Annotated in this window: 20 protein-coding genes, 1 other RNA gene and 1 pseudogene; 2 read left to right on the plus strand and 20 right to left on the minus strand. The window is 49.9% G+C overall.

Features of this window, described 5'->3' with window-relative positions; all coding sequences use genetic code 11:
• Window positions 1-302: 302 nt before the first annotated feature.
• The 12 genes and pseudogenes from KNP87_RS14205 to KNP87_RS14260 all read right to left on the minus strand — a co-directional run bounded on the left by KNP87_RS14205 (window position 303) and on the right by KNP87_RS14260 (window position 9,653).
• A complete protein-coding gene (locus KNP87_RS14205; RefSeq protein ID WP_026832202.1) occupies window positions 303-1,220 on the minus strand; it encodes a proline dehydrogenase family protein in 918 nt (305 codons plus the stop codon).
• Window positions 1,221-1,304: 84 nt separating this feature from the next.
• The gene (locus KNP87_RS14210; protein ID WP_214722092.1) at window positions 1,305-1,979 is read right to left on the minus strand and encodes a TVP38/TMEM64 family protein; all 675 of its coding nucleotides are present in this window, start codon (window positions 1,977-1,979) and stop codon (window positions 1,305-1,307) included.
• The gene (gene trhA / locus KNP87_RS14215) at window positions 1,976-2,641 is read right to left on the minus strand and encodes a PAQR family membrane homeostasis protein TrhA (RefSeq protein ID WP_214722128.1); all 666 of its coding nucleotides are present in this window, start codon (window positions 2,639-2,641) and stop codon (window positions 1,976-1,978) included. The genes KNP87_RS14210 and trhA overlap by 4 nt, the downstream gene beginning before the upstream one ends.
• Window positions 2,642-2,864: 223 nt before the next feature.
• Window positions 2,865-3,480 (minus strand): annotated as a pseudogene (gene hisIE, locus KNP87_RS17470) (bifunctional phosphoribosyl-AMP cyclohydrolase/phosphoribosyl-ATP diphosphatase HisIE).
• Window positions 3,477-4,226, minus strand: a complete 750-nt coding sequence (gene hisF / locus KNP87_RS14225; RefSeq protein ID WP_026827613.1) for an imidazole glycerol phosphate synthase subunit HisF — start codon at window positions 4,224-4,226, stop codon at window positions 3,477-3,479. Before hisF ends, hisIE begins: the two are co-directional and overlap by 4 nt.
• On the minus strand, window positions 4,220-4,924 hold the full coding sequence (hisA, locus tag KNP87_RS14230; protein ID WP_214722093.1) for a 1-(5-phosphoribosyl)-5-[(5-phosphoribosylamino)methylideneamino]imidazole-4-carboxamide isomerase: 705 nt from the start codon (window positions 4,922-4,924) through the stop codon (window positions 4,220-4,222). The genes hisF and hisA overlap by 7 nt, the downstream gene beginning before the upstream one ends.
• A complete protein-coding gene (hisH, locus tag KNP87_RS14235; protein WP_028105794.1) occupies window positions 4,897-5,484 on the minus strand; it encodes an imidazole glycerol phosphate synthase subunit HisH in 588 nt (195 codons plus the stop codon). The genes hisA and hisH overlap by 28 nt, the downstream gene beginning before the upstream one ends.
• Window positions 5,481-6,062: an imidazoleglycerol-phosphate dehydratase HisB gene (gene hisB / locus KNP87_RS14240; protein WP_012371230.1), complete on the minus strand. Its 582-nt coding sequence runs from the start codon at window positions 6,060-6,062 to the stop codon at window positions 5,481-5,483. The genes hisH and hisB overlap by 4 nt, the downstream gene beginning before the upstream one ends.
• A complete protein-coding gene (locus KNP87_RS14245) occupies window positions 6,035-7,006 on the minus strand; it encodes a pyridoxal phosphate-dependent aminotransferase (RefSeq protein WP_214722094.1) in 972 nt (323 codons plus the stop codon). The genes hisB and KNP87_RS14245 overlap by 28 nt, the downstream gene beginning before the upstream one ends.
• On the minus strand, window positions 7,006-8,223 hold the full coding sequence (hisD, locus tag KNP87_RS14250) for a histidinol dehydrogenase (protein ID WP_028105792.1): 1,218 nt from the start codon (window positions 8,221-8,223) through the stop codon (window positions 7,006-7,008). The genes KNP87_RS14245 and hisD overlap by 1 nt, the downstream gene beginning before the upstream one ends.
• Window positions 8,223-8,831, minus strand: a complete 609-nt coding sequence (gene hisG / locus KNP87_RS14255; protein ID WP_012371233.1) for an ATP phosphoribosyltransferase — start codon at window positions 8,829-8,831, stop codon at window positions 8,223-8,225. The genes hisD and hisG overlap by 1 nt, the downstream gene beginning before the upstream one ends.
• Window positions 8,832-9,653, minus strand: coding sequence for an ATP phosphoribosyltransferase regulatory subunit (locus KNP87_RS14260; protein WP_026827608.1), 822 nt, complete (start codon window positions 9,651-9,653; stop codon window positions 8,832-8,834).
• Window positions 9,654-9,784: 131 nt separating this feature from the next.
• Between KNP87_RS14260 and hisJ the strand changes: the two genes are divergently transcribed.
• Window positions 9,785-10,579 (plus strand): histidinol-phosphatase HisJ, encoded by a 795-nt coding sequence (gene hisJ / locus KNP87_RS14265; RefSeq protein WP_147510505.1) that lies wholly within the window; start codon window positions 9,785-9,787, stop codon window positions 10,577-10,579.
• A gap of 74 nt (window positions 10,580-10,653) precedes the next feature.
• On the opposite strand, the gene KNP87_RS14270 is transcribed toward hisJ, so the two are convergent.
• The 3 genes from KNP87_RS14270 to hxlA all read right to left on the minus strand — a co-directional run bounded on the left by KNP87_RS14270 (window position 10,654) and on the right by hxlA (window position 12,764).
• A complete protein-coding gene (locus KNP87_RS14270) occupies window positions 10,654-11,421 on the minus strand; it encodes a hypothetical protein (protein WP_214722095.1) in 768 nt (255 codons plus the stop codon).
• A 158-nt stretch (window positions 11,422-11,579) separates the two neighbouring features.
• Complete coding sequence (gene hxlB, locus KNP87_RS14275; protein ID WP_188004651.1) at window positions 11,580-12,128, minus strand: 6-phospho-3-hexuloisomerase; 549 nt, start codon at window positions 12,126-12,128, stop codon at window positions 11,580-11,582.
• Window positions 12,129-12,764, minus strand: a complete 636-nt coding sequence (gene hxlA, locus KNP87_RS14280) for a 3-hexulose-6-phosphate synthase (RefSeq protein ID WP_026827605.1) — start codon at window positions 12,762-12,764, stop codon at window positions 12,129-12,131.
• 205 nt (window positions 12,765-12,969) lie between these two features.
• Between hxlA and KNP87_RS14285 the strand changes: the two genes are divergently transcribed.
• On the plus strand, window positions 12,970-13,335 hold the full coding sequence (locus KNP87_RS14285) for a winged helix-turn-helix transcriptional regulator (RefSeq protein WP_012371239.1): 366 nt from the start codon (window positions 12,970-12,972) through the stop codon (window positions 13,333-13,335).
• Between the two features lie 55 nt (window positions 13,336-13,390).
• Here KNP87_RS14285 and KNP87_RS14290 read toward each other — a convergent pair whose 3' ends face one another.
• The 5 genes from KNP87_RS14290 to smpB all read right to left on the minus strand — a co-directional run bounded on the left by KNP87_RS14290 (window position 13,391) and on the right by smpB (window position 16,006).
• Window positions 13,391-13,900, minus strand: coding sequence for a GNAT family N-acetyltransferase (locus tag KNP87_RS14290; protein ID WP_119923372.1), 510 nt, complete (start codon window positions 13,898-13,900; stop codon window positions 13,391-13,393).
• A 174-nt stretch (window positions 13,901-14,074) separates the two neighbouring features.
• Window positions 14,075-14,593, minus strand: coding sequence for an AAA family ATPase (locus KNP87_RS14295; RefSeq protein WP_251135637.1), 519 nt, complete (start codon window positions 14,591-14,593; stop codon window positions 14,075-14,077).
• Window positions 14,594-14,604: 11 nt separating this feature from the next.
• Window positions 14,605-14,961: a short-chain dehydrogenase gene (locus KNP87_RS14300; protein ID WP_251135635.1), complete on the minus strand. Its 357-nt coding sequence runs from the start codon at window positions 14,959-14,961 to the stop codon at window positions 14,605-14,607.
• Window positions 14,962-15,118: 157 nt separating this feature from the next.
• Window positions 15,119-15,477, minus strand: a transfer-messenger RNA (tmRNA) gene (gene ssrA / locus KNP87_RS14305).
• A gap of 58 nt (window positions 15,478-15,535) precedes the next feature.
• On the minus strand, window positions 15,536-16,006 hold the full coding sequence (smpB, locus tag KNP87_RS14310) for an SsrA-binding protein SmpB (RefSeq protein ID WP_014971147.1): 471 nt from the start codon (window positions 16,004-16,006) through the stop codon (window positions 15,536-15,538).
• Window positions 16,007-16,036 lie beyond the last annotated feature (30 nt).

Raw genomic sequence — 16,036 nt, forward strand, 5'->3', positions numbered from 1 at the left:
TAGTTTTTCACTAGCGGAACGCTTGAATTTGGACATAGAAAAAAGCTCCTTTCAAAAATAAACAGTTTTTCTTATTTCAACTGTCTACTTTTTGGGGAGCATATCAGTCAGAGACAAACAAGACCCGACTTGCGATTAGCAAAGTCTGGCTTGTGTCTCGCCTGAGGAAAGTGCATGAATAACGAGTGATTCCTTTTAAGTCTCCCAACTTTCTTATTTACAAACAGTACGGGAAGAGAAAAATCTTTCAAACGATAAAACAAAAAGATGAAGCCATGACAGCTCCATCTCACATTTCCCTATTAACCTTTAACCATGCCTTTAAGGACAAATGCCACGTTCGCCGGACGTTCTGCCAAACGGCGCATGAAGTAACCGTACCAGTCACGACCGTACGGGACGTAGACGCGGACTTTATAGCCGAGCTTCACGAGTTCAAGCTGACGCTCGACACGGATGCCGTACAGCATTTGGAATTCGAACTTGTCGTTGCCGATGCCGTTGTCTTTCGCATAGCGGATGATTTGTTCGATCATCGCATCGTCATGCGTCGCGACTGCGGCATAATTACCGAGTGAGAGTTGCAGTTTGACGAGCTTGATGTAGTTATGGTCAACATCTTCTTTTTCCGGGAAGGCGACCGTTGCCGGCTCTTTATACGCGCCTTTGACAATCCGTAAGTTCGTCTCGAATCGTCCGACACGTTTGATGTCGTCTTCCGACCGGTACAAGTACGACTGAATGACCGTCCCGATGTTATCAAACGACTGACGTAATTCTTCAAACAGCTGAATCGTCTTTTCACAACGCGGCTCGTCTTCCATGTCGATTGTGACGAAAACGCCGACTTCCTTCGCCCGTGTCAAAATCCGTTCCATGTTCGAGCGAATCAATTCATCCGAGATATCGAGACCGAGCGACGTCAATTTCAGGGAAAGTTGCGAGTCTAATTTCTCTTCCGCAATCATTTCCACCGCACGAATACATTCCTGCGTCATCATTTCCGCTTCAGCGACCGTCGAGATGAACTCACCGAGGTGATCCATCGTGACGCACAATCCTTTTGAGTTCAAATCCTGGATCGCACGTTTTGAGGCTTCCAGTGAATCCCCCGCGACGAAGCGACCCGCACCGAATTTCAGACCATACCGTTTTGCCAGACCATTCAATGTCTTGTTTTGCGATAAAAAGATAAAACCATCCCGTAATACTCGTTCCATCACTCATTACTCCCCCTAAATAAATGCTAGGCTGTTTTACCATGTCGGTTCACATCTCTGCATTCATATTATGACATAAAGCGCTTACATGTGCTCATTGTTTTGTTTTTTCCGTAACATCCGTTGTGCAAAAAAACCGACGGTAAAAAATAAGAGATATAAGAAGATCGCAAAGAAAAACTGCCAGGAAAACGGATCCCGGAGACTCGCACCGATGTTGTTGTAGACAAACGCACCGGGAATGATGCCGAGATAACTGGCGAGTGCAAACTGCCGGAATTTAATTTTCGACAACCCCGACGCGTAACTGATCGCGTCAAACGGAAACAGCGGAATCAGCCGAACGATCAAGACGACGACAAATCCATTCGTCGCAATTCGTTCGTCGAGCGCTGTTAATTTGCCGGTGCCGATGATTTTTTCAATCCCGCGCCGACCAAGCAGGCGGGCAATCCAAAAGCTGAGCAGGCTGCCGGTTCCGGCACCGATGACATCAAGAATCGTCCCGACCCACGGACCATAGGTATAACCGCCAAAGACCGTCAGCAAGCTCGCCGGGAAAAAGACGAGCGGACGGATCGTATAAGCCAATATGTACAGCAACATGCCGAAAGCGCCCTGCTGGCGAATCCAGTCCGATAGTGCCTGGATATCAAACTGCTCCATCATTCCCGAAAAACGGAAATAGAGGAGCAGTCCAAGTCCAATCAGCATGTAGAGGGTAAACGGGAGCCAGTCCCGTAACTTTAAGTTTTTCAAGACAGCGGTGCCGATGCCGGTGCGACGTAATAGAAGATCGATAAGAAAATCAAGACGCTGCCGGCAAGGACGAACAGATGCCAAATCGCGTGATTGTAAGGCAAGCGTGCCCAGACATAAAAGATGACACCAAGGGAATAAGCGAGTCCGCCGCCCAGCAGGAGAAGGAACCCTTGTAAGCCAAGCGCTTCATAAATCGGTTTGATGGCAAACAGACAACACCAGCCGAGAATCAAATACGAGGCGTTCGAAATCCAGACATGTTTTCCGGTCGAATACAATTTCCAGATGATCCCGAGTATCCCGACACCCCAGACGATACCGAGCAATGTCCAACCGAGTGGTCCGCGCAACGTGATCAAGGCGAACGGTGTATAGCTCCCGGCAATCAATAAGTAGATTCCCGCATGATCAAGGATCTGTAAGACTTTATTGGCACGCGTATGCATGAGTGAGTGCATCAACGTCGAGAACAGGTAGAGTAAAATCATCGTCGCGCCAAAGATACTGACGGCGGTGATGTTCCAGGCACTGCCCGACTTCGAGGCTTGCAGGACTAGCAATACTAAAGCGACGATGCTGAAGATAACACCCAGTCCGTGCGTAATCGCACTGGCAATCTCTTCTTTTAACGAGTCGCCTTTCGCAAGCAACTCTTCGATCGTTTCTTTTGATTGTTCTTTGATCGTTTTCGTAATTTCTTTTTTCGTGATCAAGATGACACCTACTTTCTGGACAAACAGACTATGCTCTTGATTATACGCCCGCTTTCTACTAAATGCCTATCAAAATGTTCTGACGATTTGATGACACTTCTTTTGTTGTTTTCCCATTTTTTTCAGCAAAAAAACTCTGCATCCTGTTTGAGGAATGCAGAGTCATGGATTACCACTGTTCGATATCCGGTCGATCCTTGAACGTCGACTTCGTTCCGTGGCGTTCGTTCAAGACGGCTTCGACGTCCGTAAACGAAACACCCCGATCAGCAAGCAACACCGTCAGATGATACAGCAAATCCGCTGTCTCTTCTGCGAGGGTGTCGTCGCCCGCGAGGACGACTTCAAAGGCCTCTTCGCCAAACTTCTTGGCGATTTTTTCCCGCCCGGCTTTGACCAGGTAATTCGTATAAGACGCCTCATCTTGCGACGCGATTTTTTCTTTTACCGTGCGTTCGAGTTCATGTAGCATGCGGCACCTCCACTTCTGTATAGAAACATGTCCGATTGCCGGTATGGCACGTCGGTCCGTTGGCTTTGACAGTGATCAACAGACTGTCCTGATCGCAGTCGATCCACATACGGCGTAGTTCAAGCGTATGCCCGCTCGTCTCACCCTTCGTCCAAAGCCGATTTTTCGTCCGCGAGAAAAACGTGACGAGTCCGGTCGCAAGCGTTTTGTCGTAAGCCGCCTGATCCATGAAGCCGACCATCAGGACATCGTTTGTCGTCTCATCTAAAATTACGGCTGCGACGAGTCCCTTCGAAAAATTCAATTCGATCATCGGACGTCGACTCCTCTCGCCTTCAAGTAGTCTTTTGTCTCCGGCATCGTATAGGTCGCTTCGTGGAAAATCGATGCCGCCAGTGCCGCATCGGCTCCGGCTTCAAGACCTTCTGCCAAGTGTTCGAGTGTCCCGACCCCACCGGAGGCGATCAACGGCACATTGACGACTTCGCGTAAGCGTTGAATCAATTCCAAATCGTAACCGTCTTTTGTTCCGTCTGCATCCATCGACGTGACGAGCAATTCACCGGCTCCAAGCGAGACCGCTTCCTTCGCCCATTCGATCGCATCCCGTCCGACGGCTTGTGTGCCGCCGTGCGAGAAGACGCCCCACGAATCACCTGTCCGCTTGGCGTCGATCGCGACGACCGTCGCCTGAACACCAAACAAGCGGCTGATGTCTTGAATCAGTTGCGGGTTCTGTAACGCCGACGAGTTGAGGGAGACTTTATCGGCACCGGCACGGATCAATCGTTTCGCGTCTTCCAGCGTCTTGATGCCGCCGCCGACCGTAAACGGCATGTAGATGACTTCCGCCACCCGCTCGACGATGTCGAGCATCGTGTCGCGTCCTTCCTGCGTTGCCGAGATATCAAGTAACACCAGCTCATCGGCACCTTGTTCGTAATAGTATTTCGCGACGGCGACGGGATCTCCGAGGTCACGCAGATTTTGAAACTTCACGCCTTTGACGACGCGCCCCTCCTTGACATCAAGGCAAGGAATGATCCGTTTCATCAACATACGCGAAGCACCTCTTTCAACGACAACGAACCGTCGAGCAAGGCACGGCCGATGACGGCACCGTCCATCCCGATCTCTTTTAAGCGGGCGACGTCTTCGACCGTCGTCACGCCACCGGACGCAATCAGTTCAACGCCGTCCCGTTTTAAGCGGTCGAGTCCGTCAACATCCGGTCCCTGCATCATCCCATCGCGGGAGATATCTGTGTATAAAAAGGTCTTAATGCCTTTTTGAATCAAGTGTTCGATTGCCCGTTCGAGCGTCCAGTCACTCGCTTCGAGCCAGCCGCGTGTCTGGACGATGCCGTCTTTGGCATCAAGTGCCACAGCCAACTTATCGCCGGCCCGCTCAATCATCTGTTCGAGCAACGCTTCGTCTTCGAGCGCAACCGTGCCGATCAAAATCCGGTCAATCCCGGCGCCAACGTAGGCTTCGACCGTTTCAATGTTGCGGACGCCGCCGCCGGCTTCGACGAACAAACCGGTTTCTTTTTTGATGTCCGCAATCAGGCTCAAGTGAAGGGGTTCACCGGCTTTTGCGCCATCGAGATCAATCAGGTGAATCGCTGTCGCACCGTCTTCTTTAAAACGTCTCGCAATCGTCAACGCATCCCCGAAAAAGGTCTGCTGCTGAAAATCACCTTGTTTGAGCCGGACGGCCTGTCCGCTCATTAAATCGATTGCTGGGTAGAGTTGCATGTCGTCTCTCTCCATTCCTTAAGTAATTTCAATCCGACTTCGCCACTCTTCTCCGGGTGGAACTGCATTCCTGTCACCAAGTCCTTTTGGACGATGGCCGGGACGAGTCGTCCGTATTCGACCGAGTCGACGATCCAGTCCGGTTCACAGACGGCACCGTACGAGTGGACGAAATAAACGGCTTCGCCATGGTTCGTCAACTGGTGCCACCCCATATGCGGCAAGCGGACGTCACTCGGTAACTTTTCGACTGTTCCCGGTAAAATGCCGAGCCCTTGTGTCTGCCCGTCTTCATCACTTGATTCAAACAACAGTTGCATCCCGAGACAAATCCCGAGGAATGGTTTTTTCGTCGCTTGTTCCTGTAAGAACTCAATCAATCCCGTCTCTTCTAACCGGGCCATTGCCGGGGCATAGGCACCGACACCCGGTAAGACGAGCGCTTCCGCCTGTCCGAGCAATTCCAGATCACTCGTAACGATGACGGCTTCTCCGAGCTCTTTTAACGCCCGTTCGATGTTGGCGATGTTGCCGACACCATAATCTACGATCGCGATCATTGGTCAATCAGTCCTTTCGTCGACGGGACGCCGTCACCGGTTACGGCAACCGCTTGACGGACAGCCCGACCCAGTGCCTTGAACAGTCCTTCGATCATGTGGTGCGTATTCGAACCGTAGAGGACTTGGGCATGAATCGTCATACGGGCACTGCGGGACAAGCCTTGAAAAAACTCTTCCGCCAGTTCCGTATCAAAATCACCGAGCTTCGGATTTTTGAATTCGGCGAGGAAGACCGTATACGGACGACCGCTGAAATCGAGGACGACCGAGGCAAGCGTTTCGTCCATCGGCACACGTGATTCGCCGTACCGTTCGATGCCGGCTTTGTCGCCTAACGCTTCCGTCAAGGCAGCTCCGAGAACGATTGCCGTATCTTCAACCGTATGGTGGGCATCGATCCAGAGATCCCCCTTCGCTTCGATCACCAGACCAATCCGGGCCTGGAAGGCAAACAACGTCAACATGTGGTCAAAGAAGCCGACGCCTGTCTTGATTTCAACTGGTCCGCCACTCAGGTCGACCGCGACCTTGATTTCTGATTCTGAGCTTACTCGTTCACTTGTCCCACGACGCATTGCAGTTCCTCCTCTACACATTTCTCTAAGATTTCCATCGCTTCCGCCGAACCGCAACTGACACGGAAAGCTCCGTCAAACAAACGGATTCGCAGTCCGGCATTGGCACAACGTTCGGTGAAGCGTTCAGCTTCCTCGTATTCAACGTACACAAAATTCGCAGCACTCGGATACGTTCTGCCAAGCGGTTCGACCAGACGGGCAATCGTGTCCCGGCTCGCGAACGTCTCTTCTAAGACGAGATCCAGTTCCGGCTCGGCCATGATGGCGATTCCGACCGCAGCCGAGAGTCCGGAGACGTTATACGGCGACTTGATTGATTCGACTTCCGCAACGACCTGTTCACTGGCAATCAGGAAACCGAGTCGCAAGGACGCGAGACCAAACGCTTTCGACAACGTCCGGAGAATGATCGCGTTCGGATACTCGTCGAGCAGGCCGATCATTGATTGTTCGAGCGCAAAGTCGATGTAAGCTTCATCAATCACGACATATTTTCCGCTGTCGAGCAATCGACGGACATCCGCCTCTTTCCGCAAGATCCCCGACGGATTGTGCGGATGACTGAGGAAGATGATGTTGCCCGGTGCAGCGAGCAGTCCATCGACATCGAGTACCATCCCGTCGAGCAACGGGACTTTACTGAAGTCAGCGCGTGCGCGGTCGGCATAAAACTGATACATGACGAAATCCGGTTGCGAGGCGATGACCGGTGACTCTGGACCGGCGTAGCGGGCACAGAGATAACCAATCAGTTCGTCGGAGCCGTTCCCGGCCACGAGTTGCGTCGGACGGACACCGGCATAGGCGCTGTACGATGCTTTCGCTTGGTCGATGACTTCGACCGGATATTCATTGATCGGAAACGTCTCAACGAGTTGTTTGATTGTCTCAATGCCAATCGGGCTGTGTGCCGTAAATCGTTCGTTTTGGTGTAATCGCATCAGTTCTCCCTCACTTCTATCGCTTGTGCGTGTGCTTCGAGTCCTTCGACCCGGGCAACGGTTTTTGCGGCATTTGCCAGTCGGGCGACCCCTTCCCGTGTCGCTTCGAGCATCGTCTGGTGACGTAAAAACGTTCGTGCCGATAAGCCGGACGCAAAACGTGCCGTCCCGGATGTCGGTAAGACGTGGTTCGTCCCGGCGACATAATCCCCGAGTGTTTCCGGTGTTTCGTGTCCGAGGAAAATCATCCCCGCGTGACGGATCAACTTGACGACCTCTTGCGGGTTCGCGACAGCGAGCTCCAAGTGTTCGGCAGCCAAACGGTTTGCTTCTTCAATCGCTTCATCAAGTGAGGCAACGAAGACTCCGCCGTTTTCCATCGCCCGGCGTGCAATCTCCTGGCGCGGTAACTGTTGCAGCCGGCGTTCGATGTTCGCATCGACGTCCGCTTTCATTGCTTCTGTCGGGACAAAAGCAATCGCGACGGCGTCACGGTCGTGTTCTGCTTGGGCGAGTAAATCGGCAGCAATCCGGTCCGGATGCGCCGTCTCATCAGCGATGACAACGACTTCTGACGGTCCGGCGACCGAGTCAATGCCGACAATGCCATAGACTTGGCGTTTCGCTTCGGCAACAAACCGGTTACCCGGTCCGACGATCAAATCAACTGCTTGAATCGATTCCGTACCGAACGTCAAGGCAGCGACGGCTTGGGCGCCACCGATCGTATAGATTTCTGTCACACCGGCGATTTTCGCCGCGACCAACACTTCTGTGCTGAGTCCAGTGACCGGTGTTACCATGACGACCCGCTCGACGCCGGCGACTTTAGCCGGAATCGCATTCATCAGGACGGTCGACGGATAACTTGCTGCTCCGCCCGGGACATAAATCCCGACCGAGTCAACCGGAACAAACCGTTGGCGACGGGTGACGTCCGCTTCGACGAGCTCGATGTCGGACGGCAATTCTTGTTCGTGCCACTCGACGAGTCGAGTCGCCATCAGTTTTAACGAGTCGACCAGATTCGGATCGGCTTGATCAAAAGCTTCTTGGATCTTCGTTTCATCCAAACGGAAGTCTGTCAGATCCACACGGTCAAATTCACTTGTGTAGCGACGGACGGCTGCATCGCCGTCGTTTGCCACTTGTTCCAGAATCGACCGGACGGCTTGCTCCGTCTCACGGTCGACACTGAAGTTTTTTGTCGTTGCCATTACCGAGTCACTCCTTCTGTCAGCTGTTCGAGTAATTGAATCACTTCGACACGTTTGCGTTTCAACGTCCACTCGCTTGTAAAGAATCGGGCGTTGATATCGATGATTTTTTCATATTCATTAAGGCCGTTTGCCCGGAGTGTTTCACCCGTTTCGACGATATCGACGATCGCATCGGCAAGTCCGAGCAATGGTGCCAGTTCAACCGAACCGTTCAGCGGCACGATATCGACATCGACACCAAGTTCACTGAAGTAACGTTTCGCGATGACCGGATATTTGGTCGCAATCCGGACCCGGCGTCCGCCTTCGAACTGTAACGGTTCTTTCGCACAAACCGACATCCGGCAAATCCCGAATGGCAGTTCTGCCAGTTCCGACAATTCCTGATCCGATTCGAGCAGGATGTCGCTGCCGGTGATCGCGACGTCGAGGACACCTTGGGCGACATACGGAATCAAATCCGACCCTTTCATGAAGACGAATTCGTGTTCGCCGCGTTTGACGATCAATTCACGTTCGATCGCCCCCCACGTTTCGACGCCCGCTTCTTTTAAATACCGTTCCGTCGTTTTTGACAGCCGGCCTTTCGTAATCCCAATCCGCATTTAAAGCACCTCCGCGAGTCGTTCGACGGAAAATCCGATCCCGAACGCTTGTTGTTCCTGACCAAATTGTTCGTACAGCCGGTCGTATCGTCCTCCGACCAACACCGGCTCGGTCACACCTTCGATGAAACCGTGAATCGTCACGCCATCATAGTATGTCTGCAGCCCCATCTGTCCGAAGTCGAGATCGGCATTGACGGCGTCTGCTAAATCGATGACGGCATTTAAGCGGGTTTCGTCAACATACGGCAAGATCTGTTCCGCGCCTTCCCGACCAAACAAGAGCGGGAGTTTGGCGAGCAAGGCATCATCGAGTTCCCGGGCAATCCGTTTCAGTTCGATGACATTCCGTAACCGCAGCATCTGTGTCACTTGATCCCGCAGGTGGTGATCACCGACCCGTGTTTCAATCAAGTGTTCAATCAATCCGGCGTCGCCGATCGACAACGTCACTTCTTTACCGGTCAATTCCTCGATCAACCGGACACCGAGTTGGATCGCTTCGACCTCGGCAATGACGCCCCGCTCTTCAAAACCGACTTGGAACTTTTCTTCCGGCTGGAAGACCGAACCACTGTAAAAGACGCGTTTATATTGTTCGCGGCCCCGCTCACTGAGCGCCCGCGCGACACTTGTCGTAAAATCCATCCGAATTTGTTCCCGGCCACCGACTTCTTCAATTAAAGGGGTGATTAATCGGGTATAGTTAGATTGTTCGAGCCCATCTTCGAGTTGGCGGATGACACGTTGCAGGCGTTCAGCTGATTGCCCGACGTAGTCCGTCGCCCCGTCTTTGAGTCGAATCGTAGAAAATGATTGCATGTCGCCACTCCTTTATCTTGTTATCACTGTACCACGCTAAATTATTTAACGATAAGATACCTTTTTTGTGGTTCGATTGTCAATCCTTTTGCCTGTTTTCGTACTGAAAAAAACATATTGGAGGTTTTGTCATGCAATTGATCAAATGGGACGGTCACGTCCACAGCCCGTATTGTCCGCACGGAACAAAGGATCCACTCGAAGCGTATATCGAACGCGCCCTGGTACAAGGTCTCGAACGGATCAGCTTCACCGAGCACGCCCCGCTGCCGGAAGGACTCGTCGATCCGGCACCCGATAACGATTCCGGGATGTCGTTTGCGACAGCCGAACGCTACATTGAAGAACTGAAGACGTTACGCGACACATACAAAAACGATATCGACATCCGGATCGGGATGGAGTTTGATTACTGGGAGCATGACGTCGACGGCACGCGGGACATCATCGCCCGTTATGGTCCCGAGCTGACGGACGGCATCCTGTCGCTGCATTACCTCTGGATCGAGGACCGGTATTATATGGTCGACTTCAGCAAGGAAAGTTTTGGTGAGATCGTCACGGCGACAGGCAGTGTCACAGCCGCCCACGAGCGCTATTACGAAGGCATCCAGGCACTTGTCATGACGAACCTCGGTCCGCATCAGCCAAAACGCCTCGGTCACCTGACGTTGCCGACGAAGTTCATTCAAGCCTATCCGCTCGAACAGACGCCGGCGAACTTGGATGAGACGGTCCGTAAAATCCGTCAGGCGGACTTTACGCTTGATCTCAATACGGCAGGACTGCGGAAACCGTTATGCGGTCTTTCCTATCCTTACCCGGAACTCCTGCAACTCACGCAGTCTTTAGGGATTCCGCTCGTTTACGGATCAGATGCGCATTTGGCGAAAGACGTCGGGGCTGATTTTGACATGAAGTGGTAAGACATTAAATATGTAAAAAAAGAATCGCTCGTTTTCATCAACTCTGTCAGGAGTTGCGGGAAACGGCGATTTTTTTATTCTGCTTCAGGATACGGAAACAATCCTGAGTTCACGGAAGGCAATGATTCCGCAAGTATTTTAAGACTGGCAAGCGGGACGTTACCACCTAAGAGAACCGTCTGTTCGCCATCCTGATAAGACAAGCTGGCTTCCCGCCTCGTCTCGTGGGTGTATGCTGTGATGCCATTTGATAATGTCACACTTGCTGACCGCTTATCGTCCATCGTCTGCTGTGACAGCTTCGAGACTGTGATAATAGACTGTTTCCCGGTAAACGTCCACGTGGTCGAAGCGTCTTTTTCGTCATTCCAGACCATTTCATTTTTCTTAAACGTTTGAAACGGAAGCTTCAAGCCACGTGATTTCGAACGTTCGGACTTACTTGGACCTGCCACTGGAAGAATCCCGGTTAATGTCCAGCGATTAGACCGTTCGTAAAATAAGATGATGTAATTATTCTGTGCTTTCGGTGCATGCAGACTGACAACCGCTTTTTGACCGAGAATTGCTTCCGACAAGACATCGTCTTCGGTCGGGACAGCCGTTTGTCCATTTTTAAATGTCAGTTGAATCTGTTCGACGGCCGCTTTTCCCGGTGTATCCGCATCTTTCGATGGCTCTTTGATTAAAAATTCCTCCACCTCATTTTTTTCTTTAACTGGTTTTACTGATTTAACGTCAGCAGGCGGTTTCACGACAGGTTCTTCCGTCTCAGACATGCATCCCGACAGGAGACAACTGCTGATCAATACGATGATTGTCATCGGCTTTACAAAACGCATTCCCCGTCCTCCTTTTTACCCCTTCGTTTCTCTCATTATCACAAGTCGATTCTTTCTGTCATCCGAATAAACTCACACAAATGGGAATACCTTTTTGAAAATTATACCAAAAAGACCGGCAAACGTGTCACACACGTCTACCGGTCTTATGATTTCTTCTATTCCAAATTAGCATGTTTGCCGTACATCGTTTTTGAATCAAGTTGTTTCGCCGCCATGATGTGAAGAATCAATGCGTCGTAAAACAGCAACATCGTTTGTTCAAACAATGATCCCATCGGCTGAACCGTTTCATCCGCCGTGGCTGTCCGCTCTTTCGGCACTCCCGGCAGCTTGACGGTTAAGTCTGCTAACTTCGCCAGTGTCGACGTCGGCTCAATCGTGACGACCGCGACGGTTCCACCGATCTGTTTCGCTTTCTCGACGATTGGAACGAGTGTTTTCGTCTCACCGGATCCTGATCCGATGATCAACAAATCTCCTTCACGCAAGTTCGCTGTGACCGTCTCACCGACGACATACGCATCGAAGTTCATGTGCATCAGACGCATGACAAACGCTTTGCCCATCAAGCCGGAGCGACCGGCTCCAGCGAGAAAGATCCGGTCTGCCTTCAGAACGGCTTCCGCGAGTTTCGTCGTCTCGGCTTGATCAATCGCTTCGACCGTCGACGTCAGCTCTTGTAAAATCGTTTGAATATGTGTCATTTACGCCTCTTGCAGCATCCGACGCATCGTTGACGCTGTTCCTTGTTTGTCGTCTTGTCCGGTAATTCCGCCACCGACGATGATGAGGTCTGGACGTGCTGCGATGACTTCTGGTAATGTCTCCATCTTGATGCCACCCGCAACTGCTGTTTTGGCATTTTTAACAACTGACTTGATTGTCGCGAGATCTTCGAACGAGTTTTGACCGACGGCTTGAAGATCGTAACCTGTGTGGACACAGATGTAGTCAACACCAAGTTCATCAAGTTCTTTCGCACGTGTCGCGATATCTTTGACAGCAATCATATCCACCAAAATCTTCTTGCCTGATTTTTTCGCTTCTTCCACGGCACCTTGGATCGACATATCTTCGGCTGCTCCAAGAATCGTCACGATGTCGGCACCGTGTGCGACAGCTTGGCTGACTTCATAACCGGCAGCATCCATGATTTTTAAGTCGGCGAGAACTGTTAAGTTCGGGAATGCCGCTTTCATTTCTTTAACGGCACGAAGCCCTTCGTTGATGACGACCGGTGTCCCGATCTCAACGATATCCAAGTTTTCTTCACCAATTTCTTTGACTAAAGCGATGGCACCTGCTGTATCTACTAAATCGATTGCTAATTGTAATTTCATGATCGATCTCTCCCATTCTTCTCTCTATTTTGTGAATCCTGGCACTTCCTTCTGACGTTCGTGAAGGAACATGACTAAATATAATCCTCATAGACGAACTTGGGAAGTACGCACTTTTAATTTACATAGTGCGGTTTTTCATACATAGTGCGGAAAAGTATACTGTCGATGACAAGAGGGCTATACTAAAAAAGGAGGTGGGAGGATGCCACATTTTGAAGACCGGCAGTTCAACTGTGAAAAGGAATTGACCCTATCGATCATCGGGGGGAAATGGAAGATGCTGATTCTTTGGCACCTCGGTAAAGAGGGCACCAAACGTTTCGGAGAGCTGAAAAGTCTGATGCCCGGCATTACGCAACGGATGCTCGTCAATCAGTTGCGGGAGCTGGAAGATCACCATATCATTCACCGGGAAGTCTATCCGGTTGTTCCCCCGAAGGTCGAATATTCGTTGACACCACACGGCTACAGTCTGATGCCGATTTTAGACGCAATGTATGACTGGGGTAAGGATTATGCCAAAAATGTCCTCGAAGTCGAGTTCGAACAACAAAAATTATCCCAATAAAAAAGATGCTCGGTTGCCTTCTCTCAGATTGAGATGGGACAGACGAGCATCTTTTTTAGATTTCTTCTGTTGTAAAAATCTTCGACATCGCCAGTTCATCGACGTACTCGCCGTCAATAAACAGCGAGGCAATTCGTGTCCCTTCGATGTTGAAGCCGAACTTATGATAAAGCTCGATTGCCCGCAGGTTATCTTTCCGGACTGTCAGTTCCAGCCGGACGAGTCCCGCTTCAACGGCAAAGGCATCGACTGCTTCGAGTAATCCGGCACCAAGCCCGCGCCCCGTATAGGCATCGAGCAAGCCGATGACAAGGTTCGCCCGGTGACGGATTCGACTTGGTTTTCCACCGACGACCAGCACATAGCCGACAAGTTGTTCATCGACATCGACGACGAAGATATCTGAGTTTGCTGCCTGACCAAATCGTTCAATGAACGCTTCCGCCTGTTCCGTCGACATGCTGCGTTCTTCCGGTTCATACAACATATATTTCGTTTCCCGATCAATCCGTCGCATCAAGTCCGATAAGGCTTTTCCGTCCATCAAGGTGGCACGTCGTATCATAGATGTCAGCTCCATTTCCATAAAACATAATATGAAAAAATTAGTTCTTTTAGTGTACTTGATTAAAACGTAACACGTAACCCTTTTTGAAATCTTGGATTGCTCTGCGCTACATTTCTAATCAACAAAGATGTCGTTTAGGTAGTATACGCGTAATCCGGTACATTCCCCTCTTTATGAACAGGGTGATTCATTGATTTGATGAAGAATTAAGTCTATGATGTCTTGTTGACTCATATCGCTGGTGAGCATCATTTCTCCGTTTATTCCTAACTGATCATGCGGAATCCACCAGGTATTTAAACGTGCTTCCCCAAACTCTTTTGCAGAAGAACGTAATTTATGTCGCTCGATCGTTTCTGTAAAGGGTAAATCAAAGTAATAGGCATAGACGTGATAATCAAAGTAGTCAACGAGATCAAGTAGTAGTTCTTCATAAACTTGTTTTTTCAATATCCCCTCTAAAATAACCACTTTGCATGTACCTTTACCAAACTCTGTAATTCTTTTGATTAACTCGATTGACATATTCCCTTGCAAGTCTGGTACCATCAACATCTCGCGACGCACAATATCCTGTGAAACCAGCAGTGTTTCTTCCCCTAAACTTTTTTGAAGTAATTTTGCAATTGTTGTTTTCCCGCTTCCAGAATTACCACGTAAAATAATCAATTTCGTTTCGATTTTGATCAGACCTTTCAAAATTAAATTCCGAAATGAATCATATGCTTTTCTTCTTCTATCGCTCTTCTGATAAGCAAAACCAGTTCTTGAAGATCAGCAGATTTTTTTAAACAACTTGAAGAAATGACGATATCACAAAATAACGACAGTGACTCATGCGGAATAATTGTAGTGCCATGGTACGCCAAACCACAAGCTGGTCGATTAAATGTCTGGAAATATGTTTTCATGATTAACAGTTGCTCCATTAAATCGCTAACAACATTGTCACCAACACTAATGCAATTAAATTTCTTTGGTTCATAATCAATATATCTCGAAAGATTTTTGTGTTTATCAATAATCCCAAATTCGTGGGTAAGTGGTATAGTTTTCACCTTCTCATAATCAATGTATTGGACTTAACTCCATTATTCCAAGTATATCTTTTTAGTATTAATACAACTTTTTATTTTAAGGTTCAATAAAAACCTATAAAAAAAACCCTTGATTTACAAGGGTTTTGACAATCTTTGAAATCTTAACGATTTCAGGGTATGGAGACGGTGGGAGTCGAACCCACGTCCGAAGGCATCGTATACTTAAGCTTCTACGTGTGTAGTCAATTTATTGGGATCTCGTCGTCAGGCTGCCAATTGACAGGCGTCCGTCCGACCAGTCTGATTCCATCTCTTCTCTTTCCCTCCAGACGGAAGGGTCCAAGCGTAGCCTGTTTAAAGTGAGACCCTAGAAATCAGCCGACCAGGCGACGGCTGCTAGGATCCGTAGTAGCTATTAAGCTGCTGCGAGTTGTGTGTTAGTTTTGCCAGTTATGGCTGATGCGTTTTAACGAGGCCGACCCCTCGACACGCCACAGAAGACCGAACTACCCCCGTCGAATCCGTAACGTCCCCAAGATATAAAATTGGGGCTTTCCGAATACTATTATAATAGCAGAAAAGTGTTACGGGTTCAATACTTTTGCTTGTCGCGTAATGCGCGGTCAATATCGCGTTTCGCGTCCTTCTTCTTCAGATCATCACGCTTGTCGAATTTCTTCTTCCCGCGGCCAAGTCCGATCAGACATTTCGCGTAACCGTTCTTGATGTAGACCTTCAGCGGCACGATCGTGTAGCCGTCGCGCGAGACGAGTCCCATTAAGTTGGCGATCTGTTTTTTGTGCAGCAACAGTTTCCGCGGACGGAGCTGTTCGTGGTTGTACCGGTTCCCTTGTTCGAAGTGGGCGATGTTCGAGTTCCAGAGAATCGCTTCCCCGCCGTCGAACCGGACGAACGCGTCGCCGATACTGATTTTTCCTTTACGGACCGATTTGATTTCGGTTCCCGTCAAGACGAGACCCGCTTCGATCGTATCTTCAATCGCATAATCAAACGACGCCCGTTTGTTGTTGGCTAATACTTTTGAACTTGTACCTTTTGGCATCTCTCTTCCACCACATTTCTAAACAGAAGC

Source organism: Exiguobacterium sp. s192 (assembly GCF_018618795.1).
GTDB classification, from domain to species: Bacteria; Bacillota; Bacilli; order Exiguobacteriales; family Exiguobacteriaceae; genus Exiguobacterium_A; species Exiguobacterium_A undae.